The sequence below is a fragment of the Tolypothrix tenuis PCC 7101 genome (assembly GCF_963874875.1).
Taxonomy (GTDB): domain Bacteria; phylum Cyanobacteriota; class Cyanobacteriia; order Cyanobacteriales; family Nostocaceae; genus Aulosira; species Aulosira tenue.
The window spans coordinates 7,854,281-7,878,974 of the sequence record NZ_CAWNJS010000001.1; the positions used below are offsets into that span (position 1 = coordinate 7,854,281).

The window sequence follows — 24,694 nt, forward strand, 5'->3', positions numbered from 1 at the left end:
TTTTGGACTTGAGATTTTAGATTGTGAAAGATTGATTGACTGAGCTTTTGCGCCATTCATTCTGTCGCAATCATTTTTCAAATTGGTATAAGTTCCAAGATAAATAATGCAATATAGTGAAAGTGCTTGATTAACCCAAGCGCAAGAGAATTCTGGGGATTGAGGGACATGATAGCTATTAAAAGCGTTGGTACAGTTGATCGATAACTATGTACCAACGCAATTTTGTTGTTATTTAAACAAAGATTGGCTTAGTTATTTCCTGCCTCTGGAACAGTGCGTCTAAATTCATCCAGCAGATCATCTAATTCTTCTAAGGCTTGATTTACATCAATTCTCAAAGTACCAATATTTGGTTGTTCTAAGAGACTGAGTAAATAATCACGCTTGCTTTGAACGATGGCAATTCGTTCTTTTATAGTTTGTATATCCATTGTTTTGTTTGCATTCTTTAACTCTCTTCCAGTTTAACTGAAGCGTTGAAATTCACCCATTCTCTACAGGTGGGAAATTAATAGCAGTTAGAAAAAGAATGCAACAAATTCATGTATGGTATGGTGTGTTGTCGCCAAGCCAAACGCACCAACGCAGCATCCATAATTAAAGTAAGGGCACGGCATCCACAATCTTTCGGCATATCAAATATCTTACTGGTGCCGTGCCCCTACAAAAAATCTATCTGACTAAATTGGTATTAAGCTTGTATATTAAATGACTCATGATATGAGACGAGTCCAGTTGGTATGTGCCCGTTAAAGGAAATAGCTTGGAAGTATTCAGGTGGAACATCGGCTAGAACCAAACTAGGCTCTGCCTGAAAACCAAAACGGCTGTAGTAGTTAGGGTTTCCTAGCAATACACATCCAGATGCACCCAGCTGGCGTAGAGTAGCCAATGCTTCCCTCATCAGTTGTGAGCCAATCCCAATGCCTTGATGCTCGGGCGCTACAGAGATTGGCCCCAGTCCATACCAACCTTGAGTAGCATCAGAAATTGCAACTGGGGATACAGCAACCTGCCCAACGATTTTCCCTTCAGCTTCAGCAACTAGAGAAATTGTTAAATTCCCTGAATCACGCAAAGCATTTACAATCAACTGCTCAGTGTGGCTACTATAGGCCATATTGAGAAACGCTGCTGTTGTCAAAGCTTCAATATCAGCAACATCACCAGGCACTTCTTTTCTGATTGTGATATTCATTATTGATGTTCTAGAATCTGCGCTATTAGCAGCATTCTTAATCAACGTAGAGAAATTTAGATCCCCGACTTTTTGAAAAAGTCGGGGATCTGCTGATCAATCCAAAATCTAAAATTCTAAAATCCCATCGCTGCGGCAACTGCGCCTAATTCTGCTTCAATTCCTTGTTTAAATTGGCTATGGCTGTGCTTAATGGCTGTATCTGGATCTTTTAAACCATTACCCGTAAGGACGCACACAACTGTTGCTCCTGAAGGAATTTGGTCTTTCACCTGCAACATCCCAGCTACGGAAGCGGCGCTGGCTGGTTCACAGAAAACGCCTTCTGTTGATGCTAACAATCTGTAAGCATCAAGAATTTCCTCATCAGTAACGGCGTAGAAGTTTCCTTGGCTAGCTGATTTCACTGCTACAGCTTTTTCCCAACTTGCAGGATTGCCAATGCGAATCGCTGTTGCTACTGTTTCGGGATGCTGTACTGGCTGTCCGTTAACTAAAGGCGCTGCACCTGCTGCTTGGAAGCCCATCACTGTGGGTAAGCGATCGCATTTCCCTACTTGGTGGTATTGACAAAATCCCATCCAATATGCTGAGATATTCCCCGCATTGCCAACTGGGATACATAGCCAGTCTGGGGCGTTACCTAAAACATCAACAATTTCAAAGGCGGCTGTTTTCTGCCCTTCTAAGCGGTAGGGATTAACAGAATTCACCAAAGTGATGGGGTAGCTTTCTGCCATCTCACGGACAATTTCTAAGGCGCGGTCAAAGTTGCCTTTTACCGCCAGCACTTCTGCCCCGTATAGTAAAGCCTGTGCTAACTTACCCAGCGCTACATAACCATCGGGAATCAGCACAAAAGCTTTCATCCCTCCACGTCTGGCATAAGCTGCGGCTGCTGCTGAGGTGTTACCTGTACTAGCACAAATTACCGCCTTTGCCCCTGCTTCTTTCGCCTTGGAAATAGCCATTGTCATTCCCCGGTCTTTGAAGCTACCAGTGGGGTTAAGACCGTCGTATTTGACAAAAACGCGGACTTGTCTACCAATGCGTTCTGCGATCGCGGGCACTGGAATTAGCGGTGTATTACCCTCTAATAAAGTGACAACGGGCGTTGTTTCGCTGACAGGCAAGTATTCACGATAGGCTTCGATCAGTCCGGGCCAAGGTTGGCGATGAGATTTAGCAGCAGATAGGCTTACAGTCACGGTAATTTATATCAGTTTTTTCGTGCAAACAGAAAAATTTCAATGGTAAACATCTTGCACCAAGAGACGCTCTCATCACAAGAACAGAGTAATTTTTATAGTGCGGGCGTTTTACCTAGATTTTTATTTACCATTTTCTAGTCAGCTTTGTCAGAAGTTTTGCCAAAAGCGAATCTTATCTGTGATGTTTTTTCTGGAACACAGCCATCACAATTTGAGTCTCTTATCACAAAACTATAAACCCATTAGAGTAAATGATTGAAAGTATACAATCATTTAACAAAGCTTAAAACTACATTATTATATTATCTCTAATGGTGTGAGTTGAGTTGTGGATTTAAATAACTATGTCTACCAGTTCTTCTACTAGTGTTTCTGACCGTCCTTGCCAAGATCTTTGGAAAAGCCAATTAAACAAGGCTTACTACCAAGACGACCAACAAGCTAAATTAATGCACCTGCGAGCAGAGGTAGAATCTTTGCTGTTACAGTTGCAAAGCCTGAAGGAACAACGCCTGTCTGCTGATAGCCCAGAGCAATAAGCTAAACGCAGGCTGAAGGTTGAATTCTGGAGGCTCAAGGCTAAAACCAAATTAGCCAATTTTCTGCACCCCTAAATTAAACTCATCCTTTATACTTCAGCCTTCAACCTTCCTGCGGCTGTTATTCAAAGCGTTGATTTTTCTTTGACCAGCGCTTGAGGCTATATTTATCACCATTTTCTACTAATAGCGCTAGAGATTGTCCATCTGCAAGTTGGGCTATCCCCGTTAGTGTTTGGTGGTAATTTTGCTGAAACTCAGTATAAATTACCTTACCACTATCAGACAAGATTAAAGTGCGGGGACGAGAAAGATTTTTGGCGGCTGCTTGTGTGTCAACTCCTGGATGATTTAAAGATGCGATCGCTTCATCTGAGATAGTCAACACGCTTTCTGGATGCGTATTATTGGTTAAATTTAAGACTTGCACGGGCCAATAGCCTATTTGTTGCAACATCTGTGGCACACGGGGCATGGCACCATTGGGGATTTGACCTGATTGTTGTAATGACTTCCACACTGTTGGTAGCATTGCTGATACTCTGGCTGGATCTTGTTGTGATAGTTCTTGCAGAGTGATGGGAGATGGTTGTACCCATTCCAGCGCCGCATCTGTTAAAGCTAAAGGTCGCGGTTGGAGAGAATTTTGATTTTCCGCGATTGGTTGTCCAGATACTAGCAAGCGTAAAACCCCACCTTGCAATTGCACGCCTTTAATTGTGGCGGTGGTCATTTGTTGTTCTCCGTTGGGTAACCAAACCACTATTAAAATTGTCGGGTCAGCACTGATACCCAAGGTGTCCCACATAAATTTTGCTGGAGAGATTTTAGGTAATTGGAAATTTCCAAAGGGGAAATTTAGCCAGCGTTTACCATCATTAAATGCACTCACCTCTACTTGATACCAAACTTCGTTATCTGTGAGTTGCAGGTCTGTTGTCAGGTTTGGTCTTAGCCAATCATTTTTGTTGACTTGGGTAATGAGTTGCACTGAACCCACAATTCGGCTGGGTTGAGTGGAAAGGATTTTTGGTCTGATACCTTCGTTACTGAGTGTGGCTAACAAACCTTCAATATAAGTCATCGTTTGGGGCGTAATTTTAGGTTGTGCTTTCAACCAAGAAATCGCGTGTTCTTCCCCCCGTTGCACAGCTAATACCAATGCACCCCAAGCGATTACCTCTGGTCGATTGGGGTTGACTCGCAATGCTGTGGTGATGCGATTCCATAACCTACCTCCATCCATTTGCAGCAGAGTGGCAATTTCCGGGACATTTTGCGGTGAAGCTTCAAATACCTGTAAAGCTTTTTGCCAGCGACCATCAATTAAATCTGCTAGCACCTCTTGAGAGGGAATTGCCCAAGTTTTATCAGCTTCGGTTTTGGTAAGTTGGGAATGTAAACGAATTACATCAATTTGTGCTTTTACATCTGCTGTAAGTGCGGCTTTTTGCTGTTTCTGCAATGATTGCAGCCACTCCAAAGCTGGAGTCCAAAGTCCACTCCGGGCTAGTAATAAAGCATTTTGGTAAGCAGGATTTCTCAGGGCTGGTATTTTTAAGGAAATTTCTTCTAAAGCAATGGGATGGAGAAATAATTTTAAAGGTTTAATTTGATAAATGCGTAATCTTGGCTCTAAACCTATAGTTTGATCGATAACTAACTCTTTAACACTATCTCCAGTCACCTGCTGCCATTTTGGTAGTTGTCCATTGGGGCTTTTCCACGTCAACATCTGTTGCAAAGTGCTACGTTCTGGATTGTAGTAGACAATGTTACCGTAGGCGATCGCACTAGTTCCTTGAGGTAGTTTACCTTGTAGATTTAGCCACAATCCTGATGATGTGCCACCCGGAAAGCGATTTACTTCAGTTAACGGTAAGGTTTGGCTATTTTCTGGGTTCTCTAATTCCACTTCATCAGCAGTAGAAACCACAAAAGATTCTTCTGGCCCAGTTATGGTTAGTTGACTGGCTAAACGGTAGTATTTTTCGGTTGGAGATGGTAACTCCAAATCTTGAGACTGTTGATAAACCCTCAGTTCTACCAAGGCTTGACAATCATTCAGGCAATCAGGACGCTGTTGAAAAACTGGCAGCAAAAAAGACTGTTGTTTATCCTTTGGTACAGCTATAGTCTCCCCAGCTATGAGTTTTTTTTGACTCAGGCTAAGTTTAATTTGTTTGAGAGTCAGGGGTTTATCTTTGTAATTACCTCGAGATATTTGTGCCCATTCAGGTAAAAATTTATTCATCCAGATAATTTGCTCTGGATTGAAAATATAAAGAATACTGAGCCACGAAAAAGAAATTAATACACCAACACTACTCAACAATATGGCGATCGCTAGAGTTGATGTCAGCCTATTTCTCCATTGAGAATTTTCTTTAGGTGTTGTGGAGGTATCTTGATTTCTCCCAACATGAGACTGGTTTTGCCATGAGGGTTTTAAACTTAGCTTTCGCAATCGATTGACCATGTTGGTTTGCACTCTATCTAGAGAGTAATTTGAGGCTGCATAATTTATCTTTTATACTCGCGGTTTTTCAATATTGCCCAAAAATTTTCCAGTCTAATTTGACACAAAAACCGTAAAATTACTCAAGCCATTTATACATAAACGTGAATACACTCATGGCCTAAGTATGGAAGCAGAGTAGAAGCCAATGATACGCCCCACGAAAAGAAAGACCTGGATGCTGGCATGGTTAATAATTGCGGGCGTAAACGGATTTTGCCAAAAAGCGATCGCTCAAGATTATAGTTTGCCATCTTCTAGCGAAGAGTCTTCTCTAGAAGCTCCAGAACCGATGGAGCAAGTAACATCGGTATCACAGCTAAACGACGTACAACCTACAGATTGGGCATTTCAAGCATTACAATCTTTAGTAGAACGCTACGGTTGTATTGCAGGTTATCCCAATAGTACTTATCGAGGCGATCGCGCTTTGACACGCTATGAATTTGCCGCAGGTGTAAATGCTTGCTTAGATAGAGTTAACGAGTTAATCGCTACAGCTACCAGTGACTTAGTTAGCCGCGAAGACTTAGCCCAAATCCAAAAATTACAATCAGAATTTGCCCCAGAATTAGCCGCTTTACGGGGTAGAGTGGATAAATTAGAAGCCCGCACAGCCGAACTTGAAGCCAATCAATTTTCCACAACAACTAAACTCAGTGGCTTCGCCATAATTGGTGTACAAGGAAGAAATAGCAATCGTGGTGACGTTAGCCCTAGAGATGGTATCAAAGATACAAATGACCTAGGGACAAATACTAATGTTATCTCTTTGAGTCAGCTGTATTTAACTACTCAATTTACACCCCGTAGTTACTTATTTACAGGTCTTTTACATGGAATCGGTGCTAGTAGTCCGAGGTTTAACAATAGCGTTTCTCGGAATGATGTTTTGCTGGGCTACGAATTTCCTACAGATGGCTTCGTCATTAGTGATCTGCATTATCACTGGTTAGCGGCTGATAACTTAGCGCTGATGATCGGTACAGAAAACGTCAATATGACAACCGCTTTCCGCGGCCCGAACCGGGCAGAAAGCGGTGCTACAGGCCCACTATCACTGTTTGCACAACGCAACCCTATTTTAAATATAGGGTTTGGTCATGGTGGTATAGCTGTGGATTGGCAGATTGCTAAACGCTTCAGTTTACAGGCACTTTATTCTAGTTACAATCCTGGTAATCCAGGTAAAGGTACTGGCATATTTGATAGTAATACTACGACTGGTGTACAGTTACTTATAACGCCAACGGATGCTGTAGATTTAAGTATTTATTATGTGAATAATTACTCTTCGGATGGTTGCTTACTCAGCTTTGTAGGTGATGAGTGCTTAACAGCAAATTCCGCACCTCTACAAACCAATGCTGTGGGTGCAACCGTCACTTGGCAAATTTCACCCCGCATTACTCTTGGGGGATGGGGTGGTTATACCAGTTCTTACATTCCTGGGCAAACGGGAAGTGTGGAAACAACAAATTACATGGCATTTGTTAATTTTCCAGATTTATTTGCTAAAGGAAATTTGGGCGGAATTTATGTCGGACAACCGCCAAAAATTACTAGCAGTAACTTACGCACAGGTAGCAATGTCCCTGACACAATTAATACGGGTTTAGGACGTGCAGGTGGACAACCAGGAAGCACACTGCAAATCGAAGCTTTTTATCGCTTTCAAGTCACAGATAATATTAGTATTACACCAGGAATCATCCATATATTAGAACCAGGACATACACCTAATAGTGACCCTGTGACTATTGGTATACTTAGAAGTACTTTTCTGTTTTAATTGTTTAAAATTGCTTGTTTTCCTGTTCTTTATTTACTGGATACAAACAACATATAATGAGTTTTTCAGATGCCCCTTAAAAGTCTAACGGCTTAGAGGGAACGCGTCGTTCACGAAACAAACTTGTCATGTAAATTCCAGTAATTAGCAAGCCTAGTAAGCCAATTCCATTAATAATTGGGAAAACGCCATCTAATCCAAAAGTTTCCAAAGTGTGGAGGTGGATGAGAAAACCTGCTAATTCCCGTTGATGCATAGCTTTAGCAATGGGAAAAGTAATACCAGTGATTGTAGTTAGCAGTAACGGTAACACACATATAATTGCTAACCAACGATGATATTTGCGAAAAAGACGATTCATAAAAATTCCAAACTTAGATGATGAAAGAAACACTACCCCAACTGTATGAAAATCATTTCTCTGCAATTGGGTTAGTGTGTTTATGGGTTACCTGTATGGGAAAAACAGCTTGTTTTTGAGACTTCGGTAAACGGTGTTTTTTCTAGTAGTTAGTCCGTTGACCTTGTTAGTATCTCTGACAAGAGAATTATTTATATTTATGATTAAAGTATTAGAAAATTACAGTTAGCCTGACTTTTAAATTACAATTTTGTAATTTTCGTACCTAGTAGCGTGCGTTAGGCGTAGCCGTAACGCACGAAAAGCATTGACATAGGTGCGGTACGCTATCGCTAACATACCCTAAGTAAAGCTTTGGCATTGATGCGTTACGCTATCGCTAACGCATCCTACATAAATTCAACAATTTATGCTAAAAATGTGCGGAGATGTTGCACAAATTCGCTGGTATTTTCAAAGTGAGTATTATGCCCAGCATTTTTAATTACCTTTAACTGAGCATGGTGACAAATATCAGCCATTGTCTGATTAATATCTATAAATTTTTCATCATATTCCCCAACTAATAAAAGCAGAGGATTCTTACTTCCTTTGAGTTCTTCCCATAAAGAAGGTTGATATCCCGTACCCATAAAACGTAGGGATTTATCTAATTCTAGGGGATGATTTTGCAAGCGACTTTCGAGCATCAATTCGTATTTGGGATGATTTTTGATATCACCAAAAATCGGCTGATTATACCAATTTGACAAGAATTCTTCAAAATCACTTGTCTCCAGACTTCTGATTAATTTTCTGCCTATATGATAATCATGTTGAATGCGAGCTAACCGTTCGGCTTCTGTTGCTAAACCTGGACAAGCAGATTCTAGTACCACTTTAAAAAAACGTTCGGGGAAATGCAGGGTAAGATATAAAGCCAATCGCCCACCCATTGAATAGCCAACTAAAAAGCATTTGCTAATTTGTAGTTCATCTAACAAGTTAATTAAAGCATGAGCAATGTATGGCATGGTATAGCATTCATCAGTTCCTAAAACTTGCGTTTTGCCATGCCCAGGGAGGTCAATATTCAAATAAGAGAATTCATCAGATAGTAAGTTGATGGCTTCATCAAATTCATCAATTTTTCCCATAAAGCCATGCAAAAAAAGAATTACTGGCTTATTGTAGTTTTTAATGAAAGAGTAGTTAAATTTATAGTTTGTTAAAGGCATTTTTATAGATAGTCATTCACCCTAATGAATAAAAATTATGAAGATAATTATTGATTGATAATTAGCTATTTTTAAGGCAAAAATCTATCTAAAGCTGCCTTAAGTTCGGCAATTTCCGTATCAATATTACCTTCTTGGGCAGCTCTAGCAATACACTCAGTTAAATGTTCATCGAGTACAATTCGCGCTACCCGATCCAATGCACCCCTGACTGCGGCTATTTGCAATAAAACATCCGGACAAGGGCTATTTTGCTGCACCATTGTTTTAATACCACGAATGTGACCCTCTATACGCGAAAGCCGATTTACAATTCGCTTTAAAGACTCTTCGCTATGCACGTGAGGATGTACCGATTCTCCATGCACAGAATGATGATCAGAATGTTCGTGATCTGTGCTGTGATTGTGCGAGTGTTCCGCAGGCTGAGATTTACTCAAGGATTCTTCAGACGATCGGTTTCCATTCATGGGTTATCAAAGTGTTGGCTAACTAAGATAGTAGCGTAGTGGGGATGAGGGATTGGGGACTAGGGACTGGTGACTGGGGATAAGGGGTAATGGGGATTGGGAGATAAATTCCAATTACCAATTACCCAATGACAAACACCAATTACTAATTACCCAATTACAACCACCAATCTTTAATTGTGGCGTGAAATCCGAACTTTTTTAGGGGAAATGTCCATAATAGCTTTTGAGGTAAATATACAATTAATTTGATTACAGGTGTTCACTCTATGTCTGGGCATTGTCAGGGAGAGCAAGGACATATTTGTTACTTAGCTCCTAGACTCTAGCTCCTGTCATGGTGAAACATGAAGTAGAGTGCAAGCGTCTATACGCAAGCATTCTCGTCGATTCTGTAAAAATAAATTTAGATAGAGTTGTCACGACTAAGTAAAAATTACGCTTCTAGATTTAGGTTGTGATTATGAGAGTTCCCAAACTAACCCGGTCTATACGCCAACTCAGTTCCCATGTTTTAGCCATATTTCTAGGAGTTGTGCTAACTTTTACGACTTTGCGGGTGTTACCTTCGGAAGCTGAACCAGCACCCAAGGCTACAGCTGCAAATCCACCAGAGTTGCTGACGCAACGTCAATCACCAGCTTCAGCGGCTATAGGTAGCAGCAGCTTTGTCACAGCCGCTGTTAATCGTGTAGGGCCAGCAGTGGTGCGGATTGACACAGAACGCACAATTACCCGTCGCAACGATCCTTTCTTTGAAGACCCATTTTTCCGCCAGTTTTTCGGTGATGGCTTCTCACAACAGCCATCTAGAGAACAGTTGCGCGGTCTGGGTTCTGGTTTCATTCTGGATAAGAGTGGACTAGTTCTTACCAATGCCCACGTAGTTGATAAAGCCGATCGCGTGACAGTTCGACTTAAAGATGGTCGCACCTTTGACGGTAAAGTTCAAGGTATTGATGAAGTTACAGATTTGGCGGTAGTTAAAATTAATGCAGGGAATGATTTACCAGTTGCTCCCTTAGGTTCTTCTAGTAACGTACAGGTGGGAGACTGGGCGATCGCAGTTGGTAATCCTTTAGGATTTGATAATACCGTAACTTTGGGAATTGTCAGCACCCTCAAGCGTTCCAGCGCTCAAGTCGGGATTACAGATAAACGTCTAGAGTTTATTCAAACTGACGCAGCAATTAACCCTGGTAACTCTGGCGGGCCGTTATTAAATGGTACAGGTGAAGTAATTGGGATTAATACCGCCATTCGTGCTGATGCAATGGGGATTGGCTTTGCAATTCCTATAGATAAAGCCAAAGCGATCGCAGAACAACTGCAACGCACGGGTAAAGTTGCTCACCCCTATTTAGGCGTGCAAATGGTATCTTTAACACCCGAGTTAGCCAAGCAGAACAACACAGATCCTAACTCTCCTATTCAAATACCAGAAGTTAACGGAGTTTTAGTGATGCGGGTTGTACCTAATTCCCCTGCTGCATCTGCGGGTATTAGACGCGGGGATGTAATTGTGCAAATTGATGGACAAGCAATTACCACAGCAGAACAGTTGCAGAATGTTGTTGAAAATAGTCGCCTCGGTCAAGTGTTGCAGCTAAAAGTGCAACGAGGTAATCAAACACAACAACTATCAGTCCGCACTGCTGAGTTACAAAATGCTTCGTAATCAGCGCTGAAACATAAGTCATTCTAGGGGCGTACAGCTAGCTGTACGCCTCTACTTTTTGCAGATATTTTCACTTTTGTTGAGTATCTCTAGGTAGATGATGAAACAATTTTTCTGCCGTTACCAAAAATTTTTTCGGACATAATAGTGTCAATTTTTGTTACAATTATTATATTTGTTGCAGTATAAATATAGGCTCTAGCCTTCTTAAAACCTGAAAACTGGGATTAATCCTAAGTGGAACAAAATCCATATTAAAACCATCTTGATGGTTATATTTTTGACCAAAAAATAGCAGGCTACAAGTTCCTAAATTTATTGATATTGTTGGCGAATTAATGTAAGTTTTACCTCGATAATTCATGCCTAGCTTTGGAAATCAAAGCTGTATCAAGAGGCGAAGCCCGATAATTAATTAAAGGTAGAACCTCTGGAATAGCATTCCTAAACAGAAGCTTGATAATGAGGAGGTGTAGGGTTATACCCCTCATTCATTAATCGGCATTATCATTATATTTAGGGAGATTGTAATGTTAAATTTTAAAATTTCCCCAGGGTTTAACTGCTGAGATATACCCTGAAAAAGAATGTAAACGGTGTTTTGGCCTTGTAGCCACTATGAGCGTGAATGATACTGCACACACAGATAATTTCTCTTGGAATCGGCAAGTATATCACCGATTAAAACTTGCCTTAAGCCTGAATTTGCGAAGGCAATTGTTCTTGGCAGTTTGTGATGATTTACACTTAAGAAATCAAGTAGCCGCCCGTTTGCATTCTACTTTGGCTTATCCTGTTGGACAAATACTTTATCAACCAGAAGATAGCTTTGAAAGTAGTACGCCAGCTTATCCGCGTTTAGCGACTTTGCGCTTAAATTTAAACGATCCCAATCCCATAGCGCAGATAAATCAATGGCTGACTAGTTATCCACCGCCAATTATTGGAGCATCAAAAGATACTCCAGGAAGACCTTTACCGATACCAGCGTTTCAAATTGTTGGTGTCGAGCTACTCACTAAGCAACCAGTAGCCGTACAGCGATTATTCTTACACTACCTCCGCTTAAGCGAAGAGTATTTAGCTAACCAAGAGTCCAACAGTTTCCTCGAATCTAGTTTGCTGTTGTGGGTACCACGTCCTTGGTTATCTGCAATTCAGCAGTCAGCACCACAGTTTTGGCGTTGTCGTACTGGTGTGTTTATGTTTGCTGGCGAACCAACGCCAACATCTCATAATGGTGCTTATCCAGAACGTTTTGCAGGTTCTAGAAGTTTAGATTTTGATGATTTTGAACCATCCCTGTTAGAAGAAGCAGTGGCTCAGGCGGAACTCAAAGCTGTAGAAAGTAATGAGCTGAAGTTTGAGGATGATTTAGATTTTGAGCCAGAAGCACCAGTAGATACTACACCACCTCCGGCAGTACCGATTTCCACATCAGAAATTTTACAAATCCAGGGTAAGCAAGAAGCACCTCTAGCAATATCAAATAATGGTAATAAGCTTCCACAATTGCCATCTCTGGCTCATATCAGCAAAGATTTAACTGAGCTAGTACTAGAAACTATTAATTCTAAGATTATTCAAGATGACGAGGATATTTCTCTAGCGCAGCAAATGCTAGTGGAAATTGAGAAATTGCACTCGCAGGAAGCCTCTGGGGAAGTACTATCAGCAGCGTATCATCGTTTAGGCAACTACTATCGCCTTCGCATTGAACAAGGGCAGTCAAATTTAGAAAACATCATGGTAGCAATTCTCGCCTACCAGGAGGCAGTCACCTTTGATGAAACCTCACCACAGCTACCGGATATTTTGAATGACTTGGGTACACTCTACTGGATGCTATATCGCACACCACCCAATTCCGAAGAAGGACAAACTTATATTGAGCAGGGAATTGAATTTTATAAATTAGCTTTAAAGCTAATTTCACCCCAAACTAACCCAGAAACTTACGCGCGGGTACAAAATAATTTAGGCACAGCTTACGGTGATTTAGCGCGGTTTGGTAACCCCGCCGAAAGTTGGCAGCAAGCAGTGATAGCGTATAACGAAGCACTACGCTATCGTACAACTGCAATGGAGCCATTAAAGTACGCAGCTTGCCAGAATAACTTGGGTACAGCTTACTGGCATTTAGGGCAATACAATCAACCAGTAGTCAATTTAAAAAAAGCGATCGCAGCTTATAATTTAGCACTGGCTCACTATAGCCCTGAATATGAACCGCTCAAATATGGCATGATTCAAAACAACATCGGCACAGCCTACTGGAATCTTGCCCAATACGAGCAACCAGCGCACCATCTGAAGATGGCTATTGATGTTTATACTGACGCTTTAAAATATCGCACACCTGCGGCTGTTCCTAGTGGCTGTGCAGCTACAGAAAATAATTTGGGAACGGCATATTGGCATTTAGCAAATCTTTCGCAAACAACTAAAGAACAGCGGCATAAATATTTGCAATTATGCATCGCTGCTTATGACGAAGCATTAGCATTGGCTCACTCACTTAATCCTGCTGTTTTAAGTTTTGATGTCCTATCTACTCACAATAACTTAGGTTTAGCTCATTATCAAATTGCCACAGATCAGTATTTTAATGCTGATAAAAAAGTCCGTTCTCAACATTTAGAAGCAGCATTAGAAAATCATTTGCAAGCCTTAAATGGATTAAGCAAACAAGCAGAAGCTTATCAAACCACCTTTTCTTATGTCGTCAAAACAGTACGTGCATTCCACAGTGAACTAGGAATTCAAGGACAAAATCAAGCTTTATCAAAAGTGCCTTCTCAGTTGTTACCAGAAATTTTGCCGAAGCTTTAGGGATTGGGGATTGGGGTGGGAAGGCAGGGGGGCAGGGAGCAGGTGAACCAGCGCGGTCTTGGGGGTTTCCCCCATGAGCGACTGGTGAACCAGCGCGGTCTTGGGGGTTTCCCCCATGAGCGACTGGTGAACCCGAAGGGGAGCAGGGGGAAATTATTAATTCCAATTACCAATTACCAATTACCCATTACCTAATAACAAATGACAAATGACAAATACCAAATTGATGACTTAGGTCACAAATGAATTTTCAATTATTAGTGACTTTAGTCATGCACTCAATTTACTAATTTTAGTCGATAATTACTAGCATGAATTTATACGATAAAAGCTCCCAGGTGATACTTGCAGACTTAAAAAACTAGCTTTTTCCTATTCCAGAGTGCAAATGACTATTGATTCATCACAATCTATCGATTCATCACCATCTGTTGATTCATCGGCTTTGCTTCCCAAAAGCAAAAGAAATTTCAAAATTCGTTGGCTGTCGTGGCTACTTGCTGTTGGGCTTTTGGGTGGAATTGGCTCTGCAATTTATTACCAGGTAGCTGTCGTTCCCACTCAGCAAGCTAGACGAAGGGTGCTGACGCAGCCTCTAGAAAGACAGACTTTAGCAATTACAGTGTCAGCAAATGGTACAGTCAAACCTGAGCGCTCAATTAACCTCAGCCCCAAAAATTCTGGCATCCTCAAAAGACTATTAGCAAAGGAAGGAGATATTGTCAAAGCAGGACAGATTGTCGCCTATATGGATGATTCCAATCTGCGCGGACAACTTACTTCTGCTCAAGGACAGTTAGCGCAAGCCGAGGCGAATCTGCAAAAGGCGCAAGCGGGAAATCGCCCCCAAGATATTGCTCAAGCACAAGCCGCATTAGACGAAGCCGAGGCGAATCTGCAAAAGGCGCAAGCTGGGAATCGCCCCCAGGATATAGGTCAAGCACAAGCCCGCTTACAAAGCGCTCAAGCTACCTTAAGTAAAGCGGAAGATGATTATCGCCGTAATCAACAACTGTACAATTCTGGCGGTATTGCACTACAGGTTGTTAACCAAAAACGGGCAGATAGAGACAGCGCCCAAGCTGCTGTTAATGAAGCGCAGCAAGCCTTAGCTCTACAAAAAGCTGGTTCGCGTCCAGAAGATATTGCCCAAGCCAGGGCTACAGTTAACCAAAGACAACAAGCTTTAGCTCTATTAAAAGCCGGAAGCCGCCCAGAAGATATTGAGGTAGCGCGTGCCCAAGTTACATCTGCGCGCGGTTCACTGCAAAATATTCAAGCTCAAATAAATGACACTATTATTCGCGCACCTTTTGATGGCGTTGTAACTAAGAAATACGCCGATCCAGGTGCGTTTGTGACTCCTACAACAGCCAGTAGCGATGTATCTTCTGCTACTTCTTCCTCGATTTTGGCGTTAGCTTCTACGAATGAAGTTGTTGCTGATTTAGCAGAAACCAATATTTCTAAAATTCGCCTGGGTTTACCAGTGACAATTCAGGCAGATGCTTACCCAGGAAAAGTTTTTGAAGGTAAAGTCAAGCAAATCGCCGCCCAATCTGTAGTGACGCAAAATGTCACGAGTTTTGAAGTCAGAATATCGCTTACAGATCCCCAAAGATTATTGCGGTCTGGGATGAATGTGACTACAGATTTCCAAGTTGGTCAAGTAGAGAATGCGCTGGTAGTGCCAACCGCATCTGTTGTGCGTCGAGAAAATAGCACAGGTGTGTTTGTAGCAGGGACAGATAACAAACCTATATTTACACGTATTGAAACTGGCGTAACTGTTGGTAAATTTACGGAAGTAAAATCAGGCTTGACTGGTGACGAGAGAGTATTGCTCAGTTTCCCACCAGGTTCACGACCACAATCTACACCACGAGGCGGAGTTTTCCCTGGCGTGGGAGGCGGCGGTGGTGGCGGCGGTGGCGGCGGTCGCCAAGGTGGTGGTTCTGGTGGCGGTCGTCAAGGTGGCGGTGCGCCCTAAAGAAGTTGGTAATGGGTAATTGGTAATGGGTAATTGGTAATGGGTAATTGGTAATTGGAATTAATAATTTCCCCCTGCTCCCCTTCGGGTTCACCAGTCACTCATGGGGGAAACCCCCAAGACCGCGCTGGTTCACCTGCTCCCTGCCCCCCTGCCTTGCCAAGTCCCCAGTCCCCAATCCCCAATCCCCAGTCCCCAGTCCCCATTACCCCTTATCCCCAGAGGGGGCCCCGAGTTCCCCAGTCCCCAGTCCCTAGTCCCTCTCCTGTTCCTCAAACAGTATGTTTAAGCTATTTAAGGGGTTTTATAAACCTAAAAATACCCGGACTGTTCCGTTTCTAGAAATTTTGACAATGGCAGCGGAAACGCTGTGGAGTAATAAATTACGCACGGGATTGACGATGCTGGGTGTAATTATTGGCATTTCCTCTGTGATTGCCATTACCTCTGTGGGACAGGGCGTGCAAAAGGGTGTTGAGCAGCAAATCCAAGCATTAGGTACAGATGTCATCCAAATCTTGGCAGGTGCGGCGAGAAGCGGAAATATCAGCCAAGGGATAGGTTCTAGTAGTACTTTGACATGGGAAGATGCAAAGGCGATCGCACAACAAGCACCATCGGCTCAGATGGTGTCAGCTTATTTACAACGCAATGCACAAGTAGTTTATGGAGGGCAAAATACATCAACCACCATTTACGGTACTGATTTAAGTTACCCAGATATCAGAAATACTCACCCGCAACAAGGCAGATATTTTACTGAGGAAGAACTGAATACGGCTGCACAGGTAGCTGTACTGGGGCCGACAGTATTAAATACTCTGTTTGGTCAAGGTGCTAATCCCATAGATGAGACAATCCGGATTCGAGGAGAAGCTTATAAAGTAATTGGGGTAATGGAACCGAAAGGTTCTCAAGGGCCAATGGATCGAGATGACCAAGTTTTCATACCGCTAACAAGTATGTCTGCCAGATTAGTCGGTAACAATGCTCTAGCAGGTGTTTCTGTAAGTGGCATTTTAGTTAAAGGTGCCAATCAAGAACAGTTAGAGGCGGCGCAGTTTCAAGTTACCAATCTCTTACGTTTACGTCACAATATTTATCCACCACAAGCTGATGATTTCCGGCTAACGAACCAAGCTGATATTGTCAGCACCTTTACCAATGTCGTGGGATTGTTTACCGTCATGGTAGTGGCGATCGCAGGCATTTCGCTAGTAGTAGGCGGTATTGGGATTGCTAATATCATGTTGGTGTCGGTAGTGGAACGTACCAGAGAAATTGGCATTCGCAAAGCCGTTGGTGCAACCAATTCAGCGATATTGAATCAATTTTTAGCCGAAGCGATCGTTATTTCCATTGTCGGTGGCGTAATTGGGATGGTAAGCGGGATTGCGATCGCTTTTGGTGCAGCGAATATTTTTAAGTTCCCCTTTGTAATTTCTGTTCTCTCCATAATTGTTGGCTTTGCACTCTCGTTAGGTGTCGGCTTAGTCGCTGGCGTAATTCCCGCCAGAAACGCCGCCAAATTAGATCCAATTACAGCTTTACGTAGCGATTGAGGAGGGATTGGGGAAAAGGGGAAAGGGAAAGGGGTAAAAGGGAAACAAACACCAATTACCAATTACCAATTACCAAATGACCAATGACAAATGACAAAGGACAAACATCATTATGCCAACAATGATTTGGATGGAATCGATTACCAAAACCTACCACTTAGGGGAAGTTGAGGTTCCTATTTTGAAGGGAATTCAACTTTCTATTGAGGAAGGCGAATATGTTGCGATTATGGGTGCATCAGGTTCGGGTAAGTCTACACTGATGAATATTTTGGGTTGTTTGGATCGTCCCAGCGCAGGACATTATATTTTTGAAGGCAGAAACCTCACCACTTTTGATGATGATGAGTTGGCTTATATTCGCAATCAAAGAATAGGTTTTGTGTTCCAGCAATTTAATCTTTTGGCAAGAGCAACAGCGCTAGATAATGTCATGCTACCAATGGTTTACGCTAATTTACCTAAGCCGAAACGCCGCCAAAGAGCATTAGAAGCATTAGAAAGAGTAGGATTAAAAGAACGTGTGGCTAACCGTCCTAGTCAACTTTCTGGGGGACAACAACAACGAGTCGCGATCGCGCGTGCTTTGGTGAATCGGCCTGCATTAGTTTTGGCAGACGAACCTACAGGTGCATTAGATACAGAAACTTCTTACGAGGTCATGAATTTATTAACAGAATTGAATGAACAAGGCATCACAATTATCATTGTTACCCATGAACCTGATATTGCAGCCCAAACTAAAAGAATTATCCGCGTGCAAGATGGGTTAATTGTGGGCTGAGTTTTTTAGGGTTGTGAGTTGAATTTTATATTTTAAATTAAATTTTATTGTTGAATAATAGTTTACAACATCAAATAAGTAGTTAGGGCAAAAGTAGGGAAAGGAATCGCAAACTACACAAAAGAATAAGATAAGATGTTTAAGTGTATTTAGGGTGCGTAAGAATAATTTATATTTAAAAGCTGCTCTAACGAGTTTTAGATATAATTCAACATTACCAATAAAAATTCAAGATTTACTATCCTATCAAACCTATTTACTACATCAGCCATGAATTTTATTTTATTCCGCGTGCATTCTACCTGGGTCACATTATTAGTTGCAGTTCTCATGACGACTTTAGCCAAAAGTGCCAATGCAGAAACTACAGCACAAACTCTACAATCTCCAAGTCCTACAGTTAATAATTCTAGGTCAATTATAGATAATCTTAGCCCTAATCCTAACCCTTTACTGTTTCCTACCAAACCTGAAGAAGTGAGGATTCAGGGAACTGTACCTCTGAGTTTGGCTCAAGCTTTAGAATTAGCTAGACGCAACAATCCGACTTTACAAGCATCGCAATTTCAGGTAGAACGTAGCCGCAGCGCATTACGAGAAGCTCAGGCGGCTTTACTTCCTAATGCTAATGTGAGTGGGAATTTGGCTAATAGTGGTAGTAATTTATTTACTGGTGGTTCAACTCAATCCAGCACAGCTTTTAACGGTCAAGCACAAGTAAATTATAATCTCTATACTTCTGGTAACCGACAAGCTAATATTCGTTCCTCTGAAGAACAAGTACGTATAGATGAATTGAATTTAGAAAATCAATCTTTAGTAGTTGGTTTAAATGTTGCTACCCAGTACTACAATTTACAAGGTGCAGACGAACAAGTCAGAATTAATCGCTCTGCGGTAGAGAATGCCCAAGCTAGTTTACGAGATACGCAAGCACGATTGCAAGCTGGAGTGGGTACGCAGTTTGATGTTCTGCAAGCTCAGGTAAATTTAGCTAATGCTCAACAACAACTGACTAATTCTATTGCAAATCAGCAAATTGCCCGTCGTCAGTTTGGTACTCTCTTAAATTTGCCGCAATCAGTTGATATTACTGCGGCCGATCCTGTGCAATTAGCTGGTTTATGGCAACAAACACTAGAACAAACTATTGTACAAGCTTTTCAAAACCGCCCGGAATTGCCGCAATTTTTAGCGCAACGCAATCAAGCCGAACAACAGCGAAGACAAGCACTTTCGCAATTAGGGCCGCAACTGGGTGTAACTGGTACTTATAATTTTCGAGATATTTATAACGATGCGATTAGCGTTGTTGATGGCTATTCGGTGGGGTTACAAAGCAGTTTAACCTTATTTGATGGTGGTGCAGCTAGAGCTAGAGCAGCTCAGTCACGGGCTAATATTGCGATCGCAGAGACTCAATTTGCTAATCAGCGTGATCAAATTCGCTTTGATGTCGAACAATTTTATTTTCAGTTGCAGTCTAATTTAGAGAATGTGCAAACTTCCACTTTGGCTTTAAGCCAAGCTAGGGAAGCTTTGCAGATAGCTAGGTTGCGGTTTCAAGCAGGAGTAGGTACGCAAACAGAGGTAATTGCGGCTGAAAATGACTTAACAAGGGCGGAAGGTAATCGCGTTACAGCTATTTTGGATTACAATCGCGCTCTAGCTAGTTTACAGCGTTCTGTCACTTCTAGAGCCACACGTTAGTGCAGAAATCACGAGTCAAAAAGGTGATAAATCGAGCTTTTTGAGAGATTTACTGAATTGCTGCCAAGGCATATAATTTAGGGTCACGGCATGAAAATACTTTCGCTCTCTACAGAAATTGTCTGAATGTTGTGACCCTACTAATGTATTTTGAATGTTTTTTTAGGATGGGCTGTGGTGATTTTATTTTCTGGGAAATATTGCAGCAAAATTTGGATAAAAAAGCAATATTTCAATTAGGGATAAAAGCATATAGGAATCAGCACGGATGCGTTACGCTATCGCTAACGCATCCTACATGAACTTCAAAAATCGGCGTTGCATATTGGCGGGATGAATTCAGACTTCGGGAAAAAGCTAAAAGTCGATTCTTTGTTCCTTTGCACCTTTGCGTGAGACAAAAATCATCCAATCAATCAGCAACGCCCAAAAATCAAATATGAGTCTTATAGAGTCTAGGCTAATAAAACTTAGGGCGGAATTTTGATATTACTTCAGAATTCACACTTCATACTTCAGCCTGATTTTGAGTCACCCAGTCAGGTGAAGCCACGCAAAGAAGTGAATAGCTAATATGAAGGTATCTTAATATGCAATAACTGAGCAAATGAATCTTGAGGTCGTTGATTAATATATAACCTTGATTATGAACTTTATTTCCTTCTAAATTGCAGTAATAGCCCATTAACTAACAGCTATTCCAGCAAAACAATCTTTATCGCCTGGTATCATGAATACGCACATAGAAATCCCCATAGTTGGCAAAAAAATTAAGTATCCCATGCGCTGGCTGATAGGGTTAATAACAGCTGGTGCTTTGGTTGTGGGCACTACTACTACCTATAATTTGGTGAATCGGGGAAATACTAAACAAGATATATCTCAACTAACTGTTCCTGTAGAAACCCAAAGTGTGACGCTGCGGATTACGGCGAGTGGGAAGGTAGTACCAGTTCAAAGTGTAAATATCAGTCCCAAAAATCCTGGGGTGTTGGGTGAATTATATGTGGAACAAGGCGATCGCGTGCAAAAAGGGCAAGTAATCGCCCGCATGGATGTTGGCGAAATTCAAGCGCAAATCCTGCAATATCAAGCTAATATCGCCCAAGCACAAGCCCAACTCGATGAAGCACGGGCGGGTAGTCGTCCCCAAGAAATCGCCCAAGCAAAAGCACGTTTAGCGCAAGCCCAAGCACAACTAGCCGCAGCGCGTGCGGGTAATCGCGCTCAAGAAATTGGACAGGCGCAAGCGCAAGTCGAATCTGCAAAAGCTCAGGTTAATTTAACGCAAGCGCGGGTAGTACGCTATCAGGAATTAACTAGACAAGGCGCAACTTCTCAAGATCAGCTCGATCAGTATATTAGTGAAAATAGCCGCGCCAAAGCTGCTTTAGAAGAAGCGCAAAAACGCCTATCTCTGTTGCAAAGTGGAACTCGTAGCGAAGAAATTGACGCGAAAGAAGCAGCCGTTACTGAAGCCAACGCCGCTTTAGTACTGTTACAAAATGGTAGCCGTCCTGAAGAAATTGCTCAACGCCAAGCCGCAGTCAAAGCAGCTCAAGCGCAATTAAAAGCCGCCCAAGTCAGGCTTGCAGATACAGAAATTCGCGCACCTTTTAACGGTATAGTTACGCAGAAATACGCTAACGTGGGTTCATTTGTCACACCTACAACTTCCGCATCTAGTAGTGCATCAGCTACATCTAGCTCCATTGTCGCCGTGGCGCGTGGTTTAGAAGTGTTAGCGCAAGTCCCTGAAACCGACATTGGCAGAATTAAGCCAGGACAACAGGTAGAAATTGTTGCTGATGCTTATCCCGACCAAGTATTTAAAGGTCGTGTACGCCTGATTGCACCAGAAGCGGTAGTAGAACAAGGTGTAACTTCTTTTCAAGTGCGAGTTGCATTAGATACAGGGATAGATAAACTGCGTTCTGGCTTAAACGTAGATTTGACCTTTTTAGGCGATCGCGTCAACAATGCATTAGTTATACCCACCGTCGCTATTGTCACCGAAAAAGGACAAACTGGCGTACTCGTCCCCGACGAAAACAATAAACCCCAATTTCGCCAAGTTACCGTCGGCGCACAAATCCAAGACCAAACCCAGGTTTTAGAAGGCGTGAAAACAGGCGATCGCATTTTCGTAAACCCACCGAAGGATTACAAAATCGAAAAAGCCAAGGAGCAGGGTAAGTAAGGCATTGGGGACAAATCAATTCAAAATTCAAAATTCAAAATTCAAAATTAAAGAACTCTTGGGGAGTGGGGATAAATTACTCTTGACCTTTGACTTTTGACCCTTGACTCTTGACAATCACCCATTACCAATTACCCATTACCAATTACCAATTACCATGAACCTGTTAGAAAGTATCCAAATGGCGGGGAAAACCCTGCTGGCGAATAAGTTACGCAGCGCGCTTACCATGCTGGGGATTGTCATTGGTAACGCTTCGGTGATTGCAATGATTGGGATTGGCGAAGGTGGACAGAAGTATGTTTCGCAACAGCTGGAGTCTTTGGGGCCTAATATCTTATTTGTAATTCCCGGTAACCAAGAAACGCAGCGCATCTCTAGGGATGTACCGAAAACTCTGGTTTTGGAAGATGCGAAAGCGATCGCCACTCAAGTACCCACAGTTGCAAATGTGACGGCGGAATTAAATAGCCGTCAAGTTGTTACCTACCGTAATCGCAACACCGATGTTAATATCATTGGCACTACTCCCACGTTCTTGACAGTTAGGGATTTTGAAACCGCTAAAGGGCGATTTTTTACTGACATCGATATGAAGCGCAGCAACCAAGTTGCTGTATTGGGTGCAGATTTAGCCCAAAGACTGTTTGGTAGTGCTAATCCTGTAGGACAGCAATTAAGAATTAAAAATACTAGCTTTCAAGTCATTGGTGTACTCACAGCCAAAGGTTCTAATTTAGGCGTGAATTACGACGATGCAGCTTTAGTACCTATTATCACCACAGCTAATCGCTTAATTGGGCGAACTTCTCCCTACGGTTTGGAGTTAAGCTATATTGTCGCCTCTGCCAAAAATGCCGATAGCGTTGATGCAGCAGAGTTTCAAATTACCAATTTACTGCGCCAACGCCACAAAATTACTGGTGAAGATGACTTTACCATCCGTTCTCAAAAAGATGCTTTGCAAACAGTCGGACAAATTACAGGCGCACTAACAATTATGCTAGCTGCGATCGCAGGCATATCTTTGTTTGTCGGTGGTATCGGGATCATGAACATCATGCTAGTATCCGTCACCGAACGCACCCAAGAAATTGGATTGAGAAAAGCGATTGGCGCAACAGAGCAAGATATTTTGCTACAGTTCATGATTGAGGCGGTAATTGTTTCTGCAATTGGTGGCTTGGTAGGTACTGGCGTAGGTGTGAGTGGAATTTTGTTAGTCGCAGCCTTAACGCCATTACAAGCTGGCATTTCTCCCGTAGCAATTACAATGGCTGTTGGTATCTCTGGCGGAATCGGCTTATTCTTTGGTGTTGTTCCTGCACGTCGCGCCGCTAAACTTGACCCAATTGTCGCTTTGAGAAGTGCGTAGTGCCGCTACAGTCCGAATTCAAAATTCAAATTAAAGCACAACTAATTTACTCATATCAATTTGAAAAAAATGCGACAGATTGTAGGGGCAAGGCATTGCCCATACGTGTCAACTTAAGCTAAAAGCTATATACGGCGAGTGTTGTACAAATACCTCGCACCCTCATCCCCTAACCCCTTCTCCCGCAGGAGAAGGGGAACTAAATCTCTTGCTCCCTTCTCCCTGAGGGAGAGGGGCTGGGGGTGAGGGCGAAACCTTGCAACCAAGCGGGTTTGGTGTTAAGTTGACACCAATAGGCATTGCCTTGCCCTCTAGAATATATTGATGTGTCGCAAACATGATTTGAATTTTTATTAGATAAACTGCTGTGTGAATTTTAAAAAATTTTCTACAAGAGGTGTGAGACTATTTTCTTGCCAGATGACAGCAGTTTCTATAACGGGTGCTGCTTCTAGTAGAGGACGATAAGTCACACCAGAACGTTGCAAATTTTGTAGAACAGATGGTGTAATCGCCACACCCATTCCCGCCGATACTAAACCAATAATGGTTTGCATTTGAACTGCTTCCTGAGTAATTTGAGGTTTGATATTTCTCTGCCGAAAAAGACTCATAATCAAATCGTAAAGTCCGGGTGCTAGATAACGAGGAAACATAATCAAAGGCTCATCCTCTAATTCCTGCACCTGAATATGTTCTGTTTGAGCTAAGGAATGATTTGACGGTAACGCGACAACTAAAGTTTGCTGGTGAATAGATTGATAGGATAGCGTGTCATCTTCTAAAGGTGGATGGGCAAAACCTACATGAATTAGGGAATCTCGAAGTGCTTGTTCTTGTTGACTTGTAGTTAACTCTCGTAAGACTAGTTCTACTTGGGGAAATTGCTCGCGAAATTGGCGCAAAATTGAGGGTAATAATTCGTAGATTACCAAACTCGTAAATCCTATTCGTAGTTGACCAGTTTGACCTCTACCAATCCTTTGAGTGAGTACGATCGCAGTTTCTAGTTGTAGTAATAATCCATAAGCTTCTTGTAAAAAAACCTTACCCGCTTCTGTTAGCTGTACCTGTCGCTTGGTTTTGCGTTGGAAAAGTTCTACTCCTAGTTCTGCTTCTAGCTGCTGAATTTGTTGGCTGAGAGGCGGTTGCGCTATATGCAGCCTTTCTGCGGCTTTACTGAAATGTAGTTCTTCAGCTACAGCAATAAAGTAACGCAGGTGTCGTAGTTCCATTTTTTAATATTTAAAAGAT

18 protein-coding genes are annotated in these 24,694 nt (G+C 42.2%); 10 read left to right on the top strand and 8 right to left on the bottom strand.

What is annotated here, in order from left to right; all coding sequences use genetic code 11:
• Positions 1–251 precede the first annotated feature (251 nt).
• The 3 genes from AACU25_RS30960 to thrC form a co-directional block, all read right to left on the bottom strand.
• Entirely contained in the window at positions 252–434 is a 183-nt protein-coding gene (locus AACU25_RS30960; RefSeq protein WP_045868012.1) for a hypothetical protein, read from the bottom strand.
• A gap of 260 nt (positions 435–694) precedes the next feature.
• Entirely contained in the window at positions 695–1,201 is a 507-nt protein-coding gene (locus tag AACU25_RS30965; protein WP_096582234.1) for a GNAT family N-acetyltransferase, read from the bottom strand.
• A gap of 116 nt (positions 1,202–1,317) precedes the next feature.
• Positions 1,318–2,409: a threonine synthase gene (gene thrC / locus AACU25_RS30970; RefSeq protein ID WP_096582236.1), complete on the bottom strand. Its 1,092-nt coding sequence runs from the start codon at positions 2,407–2,409 to the stop codon at positions 1,318–1,320.
• A gap of 347 nt (positions 2,410–2,756) precedes the next feature.
• Here thrC and AACU25_RS30975 point away from each other — a divergent pair, with 347 nt between their 5' ends.
• Positions 2,757–2,951 (top strand): hypothetical protein, encoded by a 195-nt coding sequence (locus AACU25_RS30975; protein WP_096582238.1) that lies wholly within the window; start codon positions 2,757–2,759, stop codon positions 2,949–2,951.
• Positions 2,952–3,072: 121 nt separating this feature from the next.
• Here AACU25_RS30975 and AACU25_RS30980 read toward each other — a convergent pair whose 3' ends face one another.
• Entirely contained in the window at positions 3,073–5,430 is a 2,358-nt protein-coding gene (locus AACU25_RS30980; protein WP_096582240.1) for a hypothetical protein, read from the bottom strand.
• A gap of 217 nt (positions 5,431–5,647) precedes the next feature.
• On the opposite strand from AACU25_RS30980, the gene AACU25_RS30985 reads away from it, so the two are divergent.
• A complete protein-coding gene (locus tag AACU25_RS30985) occupies positions 5,648–7,261 on the top strand; it encodes an iron uptake porin (RefSeq protein WP_339382086.1) in 1,614 nt (537 codons plus the stop codon).
• A 76-nt stretch (positions 7,262–7,337) separates the two neighbouring features.
• Here AACU25_RS30985 and AACU25_RS30990 read toward each other — a convergent pair whose 3' ends face one another.
• The 3 genes from AACU25_RS30990 to AACU25_RS31000 all read right to left on the bottom strand — a co-directional run bounded on the left by AACU25_RS30990 (position 7,338) and on the right by AACU25_RS31000 (position 9,309).
• Positions 7,338–7,622 carry a peptidase gene (locus AACU25_RS30990; protein ID WP_096582244.1) on the bottom strand — a complete coding sequence of 95 codons (285 nt, stop codon included), beginning with the start codon at positions 7,620–7,622 and terminating at the stop codon, positions 7,338–7,340.
• Positions 7,623–8,029: 407 nt separating this feature from the next.
• Positions 8,030–8,839, bottom strand: coding sequence for a 2-succinyl-6-hydroxy-2,4-cyclohexadiene-1-carboxylate synthase (menH, locus tag AACU25_RS30995; protein WP_096582246.1), 810 nt, complete (start codon positions 8,837–8,839; stop codon positions 8,030–8,032).
• Positions 8,840–8,910: 71 nt separating this feature from the next.
• Entirely contained in the window at positions 8,911–9,309 is a 399-nt protein-coding gene (locus tag AACU25_RS31000) for a metal-sensing transcriptional repressor (protein WP_096582248.1), read from the bottom strand.
• Positions 9,310–9,772: 463 nt separating this feature from the next.
• Between AACU25_RS31000 and AACU25_RS31005 the strand changes: the two genes are divergently transcribed.
• The 8 genes from AACU25_RS31005 (at position 9,773) to AACU25_RS31040 (ending at position 23,440) form a co-directional block, all read left to right on the top strand.
• Positions 9,773–10,987, top strand: coding sequence for an HhoA/HhoB/HtrA family serine endopeptidase (locus tag AACU25_RS31005; RefSeq protein ID WP_096582250.1), 1,215 nt, complete (start codon positions 9,773–9,775; stop codon positions 10,985–10,987).
• 618 nt (positions 10,988–11,605) lie between these two features.
• Positions 11,606–13,819 (top strand): tetratricopeptide repeat protein, encoded by a 2,214-nt coding sequence (locus AACU25_RS31010; protein ID WP_096582252.1) that lies wholly within the window; start codon positions 11,606–11,608, stop codon positions 13,817–13,819.
• 388 nt (positions 13,820–14,207) lie between these two features.
• Positions 14,208–15,809: an efflux RND transporter periplasmic adaptor subunit gene (locus tag AACU25_RS31015; protein WP_096582254.1), complete on the top strand. Its 1,602-nt coding sequence runs from the start codon at positions 14,208–14,210 to the stop codon at positions 15,807–15,809.
• 281 nt (positions 15,810–16,090) lie between these two features.
• Entirely contained in the window at positions 16,091–17,371 is a 1,281-nt protein-coding gene (locus AACU25_RS31020; RefSeq protein ID WP_096582256.1) for an ABC transporter permease, read from the top strand.
• A gap of 112 nt (positions 17,372–17,483) precedes the next feature.
• Positions 17,484–18,155, top strand: coding sequence for an ABC transporter ATP-binding protein (locus AACU25_RS31025; protein WP_096582258.1), 672 nt, complete (start codon positions 17,484–17,486; stop codon positions 18,153–18,155).
• A gap of 270 nt (positions 18,156–18,425) precedes the next feature.
• Positions 18,426–19,865, top strand: a complete 1,440-nt coding sequence (locus AACU25_RS31030) for a TolC family protein (protein ID WP_096582260.1) — start codon at positions 18,426–18,428, stop codon at positions 19,863–19,865.
• 730 nt (positions 19,866–20,595) lie between these two features.
• The gene (locus AACU25_RS31035; RefSeq protein WP_096582262.1) at positions 20,596–22,065 is read left to right on the top strand and encodes an efflux RND transporter periplasmic adaptor subunit; all 1,470 of its coding nucleotides are present in this window, start codon (positions 20,596–20,598) and stop codon (positions 22,063–22,065) included.
• 157 nt (positions 22,066–22,222) lie between these two features.
• Complete coding sequence (locus AACU25_RS31040) at positions 22,223–23,440, top strand: ABC transporter permease (protein WP_096582264.1); 1,218 nt, start codon at positions 22,223–22,225, stop codon at positions 23,438–23,440.
• 353 nt (positions 23,441–23,793) lie between these two features.
• On the opposite strand, the gene AACU25_RS31045 is transcribed toward AACU25_RS31040, so the two are convergent.
• Complete coding sequence (locus tag AACU25_RS31045; protein ID WP_096582266.1) at positions 23,794–24,675, bottom strand: LysR family transcriptional regulator; 882 nt, start codon at positions 24,673–24,675, stop codon at positions 23,794–23,796.
• Positions 24,676–24,694 lie beyond the last annotated feature (19 nt).

Excerpts from the sequence above, each read along its gene's own strand:
- AACU25_RS30960 (WP_045868012.1), bottom strand. The coding sequence starts at position 434 with ATGGATATACAAACTATAAAAGAACGAATTGCCATCGTTCAAAGCAAG.
- AACU25_RS30965 (WP_096582234.1), bottom strand. The coding sequence starts at position 1,201 with ATGAATATCACAATCAGAAAAGAAGTGCCTGGTGATGTTGCTGATATT.
- AACU25_RS30975 (WP_096582238.1), top strand. The coding sequence starts at position 2,757 with ATGTCTACCAGTTCTTCTACTAGTGTTTCTGACCGTCCTTGCCAAGAT.
- AACU25_RS30980 (WP_096582240.1), bottom strand. The coding sequence starts at position 5,430 with ATGGTCAATCGATTGCGAAAGCTAAGTTTAAAACCCTCATGGCAAAAC.
- AACU25_RS30985 (WP_339382086.1), top strand. The coding sequence starts at position 5,648 with ATGCTGGCATGGTTAATAATTGCGGGCGTAAACGGATTTTGCCAAAAA.
- AACU25_RS30990 (WP_096582244.1), bottom strand. The coding sequence starts at position 7,622 with ATGAATCGTCTTTTTCGCAAATATCATCGTTGGTTAGCAATTATATGT.
- menH (WP_096582246.1), bottom strand. The coding sequence starts at position 8,839 with ATGCCTTTAACAAACTATAAATTTAACTACTCTTTCATTAAAAACTAC.
- AACU25_RS31000 (WP_096582248.1), bottom strand. The coding sequence starts at position 9,309 with ATGAATGGAAACCGATCGTCTGAAGAATCCTTGAGTAAATCTCAGCCT.
- AACU25_RS31005 (WP_096582250.1), top strand. The coding sequence starts at position 9,773 with ATGAGAGTTCCCAAACTAACCCGGTCTATACGCCAACTCAGTTCCCAT.
- AACU25_RS31010 (WP_096582252.1), top strand. The coding sequence starts at position 11,606 with ATGAGCGTGAATGATACTGCACACACAGATAATTTCTCTTGGAATCGG.
- AACU25_RS31015 (WP_096582254.1), top strand. The coding sequence starts at position 14,208 with ATGACTATTGATTCATCACAATCTATCGATTCATCACCATCTGTTGAT.
- AACU25_RS31020 (WP_096582256.1), top strand. The coding sequence starts at position 16,091 with ATGTTTAAGCTATTTAAGGGGTTTTATAAACCTAAAAATACCCGGACT.
- AACU25_RS31025 (WP_096582258.1), top strand. The coding sequence starts at position 17,484 with ATGCCAACAATGATTTGGATGGAATCGATTACCAAAACCTACCACTTA.
- AACU25_RS31030 (WP_096582260.1), top strand. The coding sequence starts at position 18,426 with ATGAATTTTATTTTATTCCGCGTGCATTCTACCTGGGTCACATTATTA.
- AACU25_RS31035 (WP_096582262.1), top strand. The coding sequence starts at position 20,596 with ATGAATACGCACATAGAAATCCCCATAGTTGGCAAAAAAATTAAGTAT.
- AACU25_RS31040 (WP_096582264.1), top strand. The coding sequence starts at position 22,223 with ATGAACCTGTTAGAAAGTATCCAAATGGCGGGGAAAACCCTGCTGGCG.
- AACU25_RS31045 (WP_096582266.1), bottom strand. The coding sequence starts at position 24,675 with ATGGAACTACGACACCTGCGTTACTTTATTGCTGTAGCTGAAGAACTA.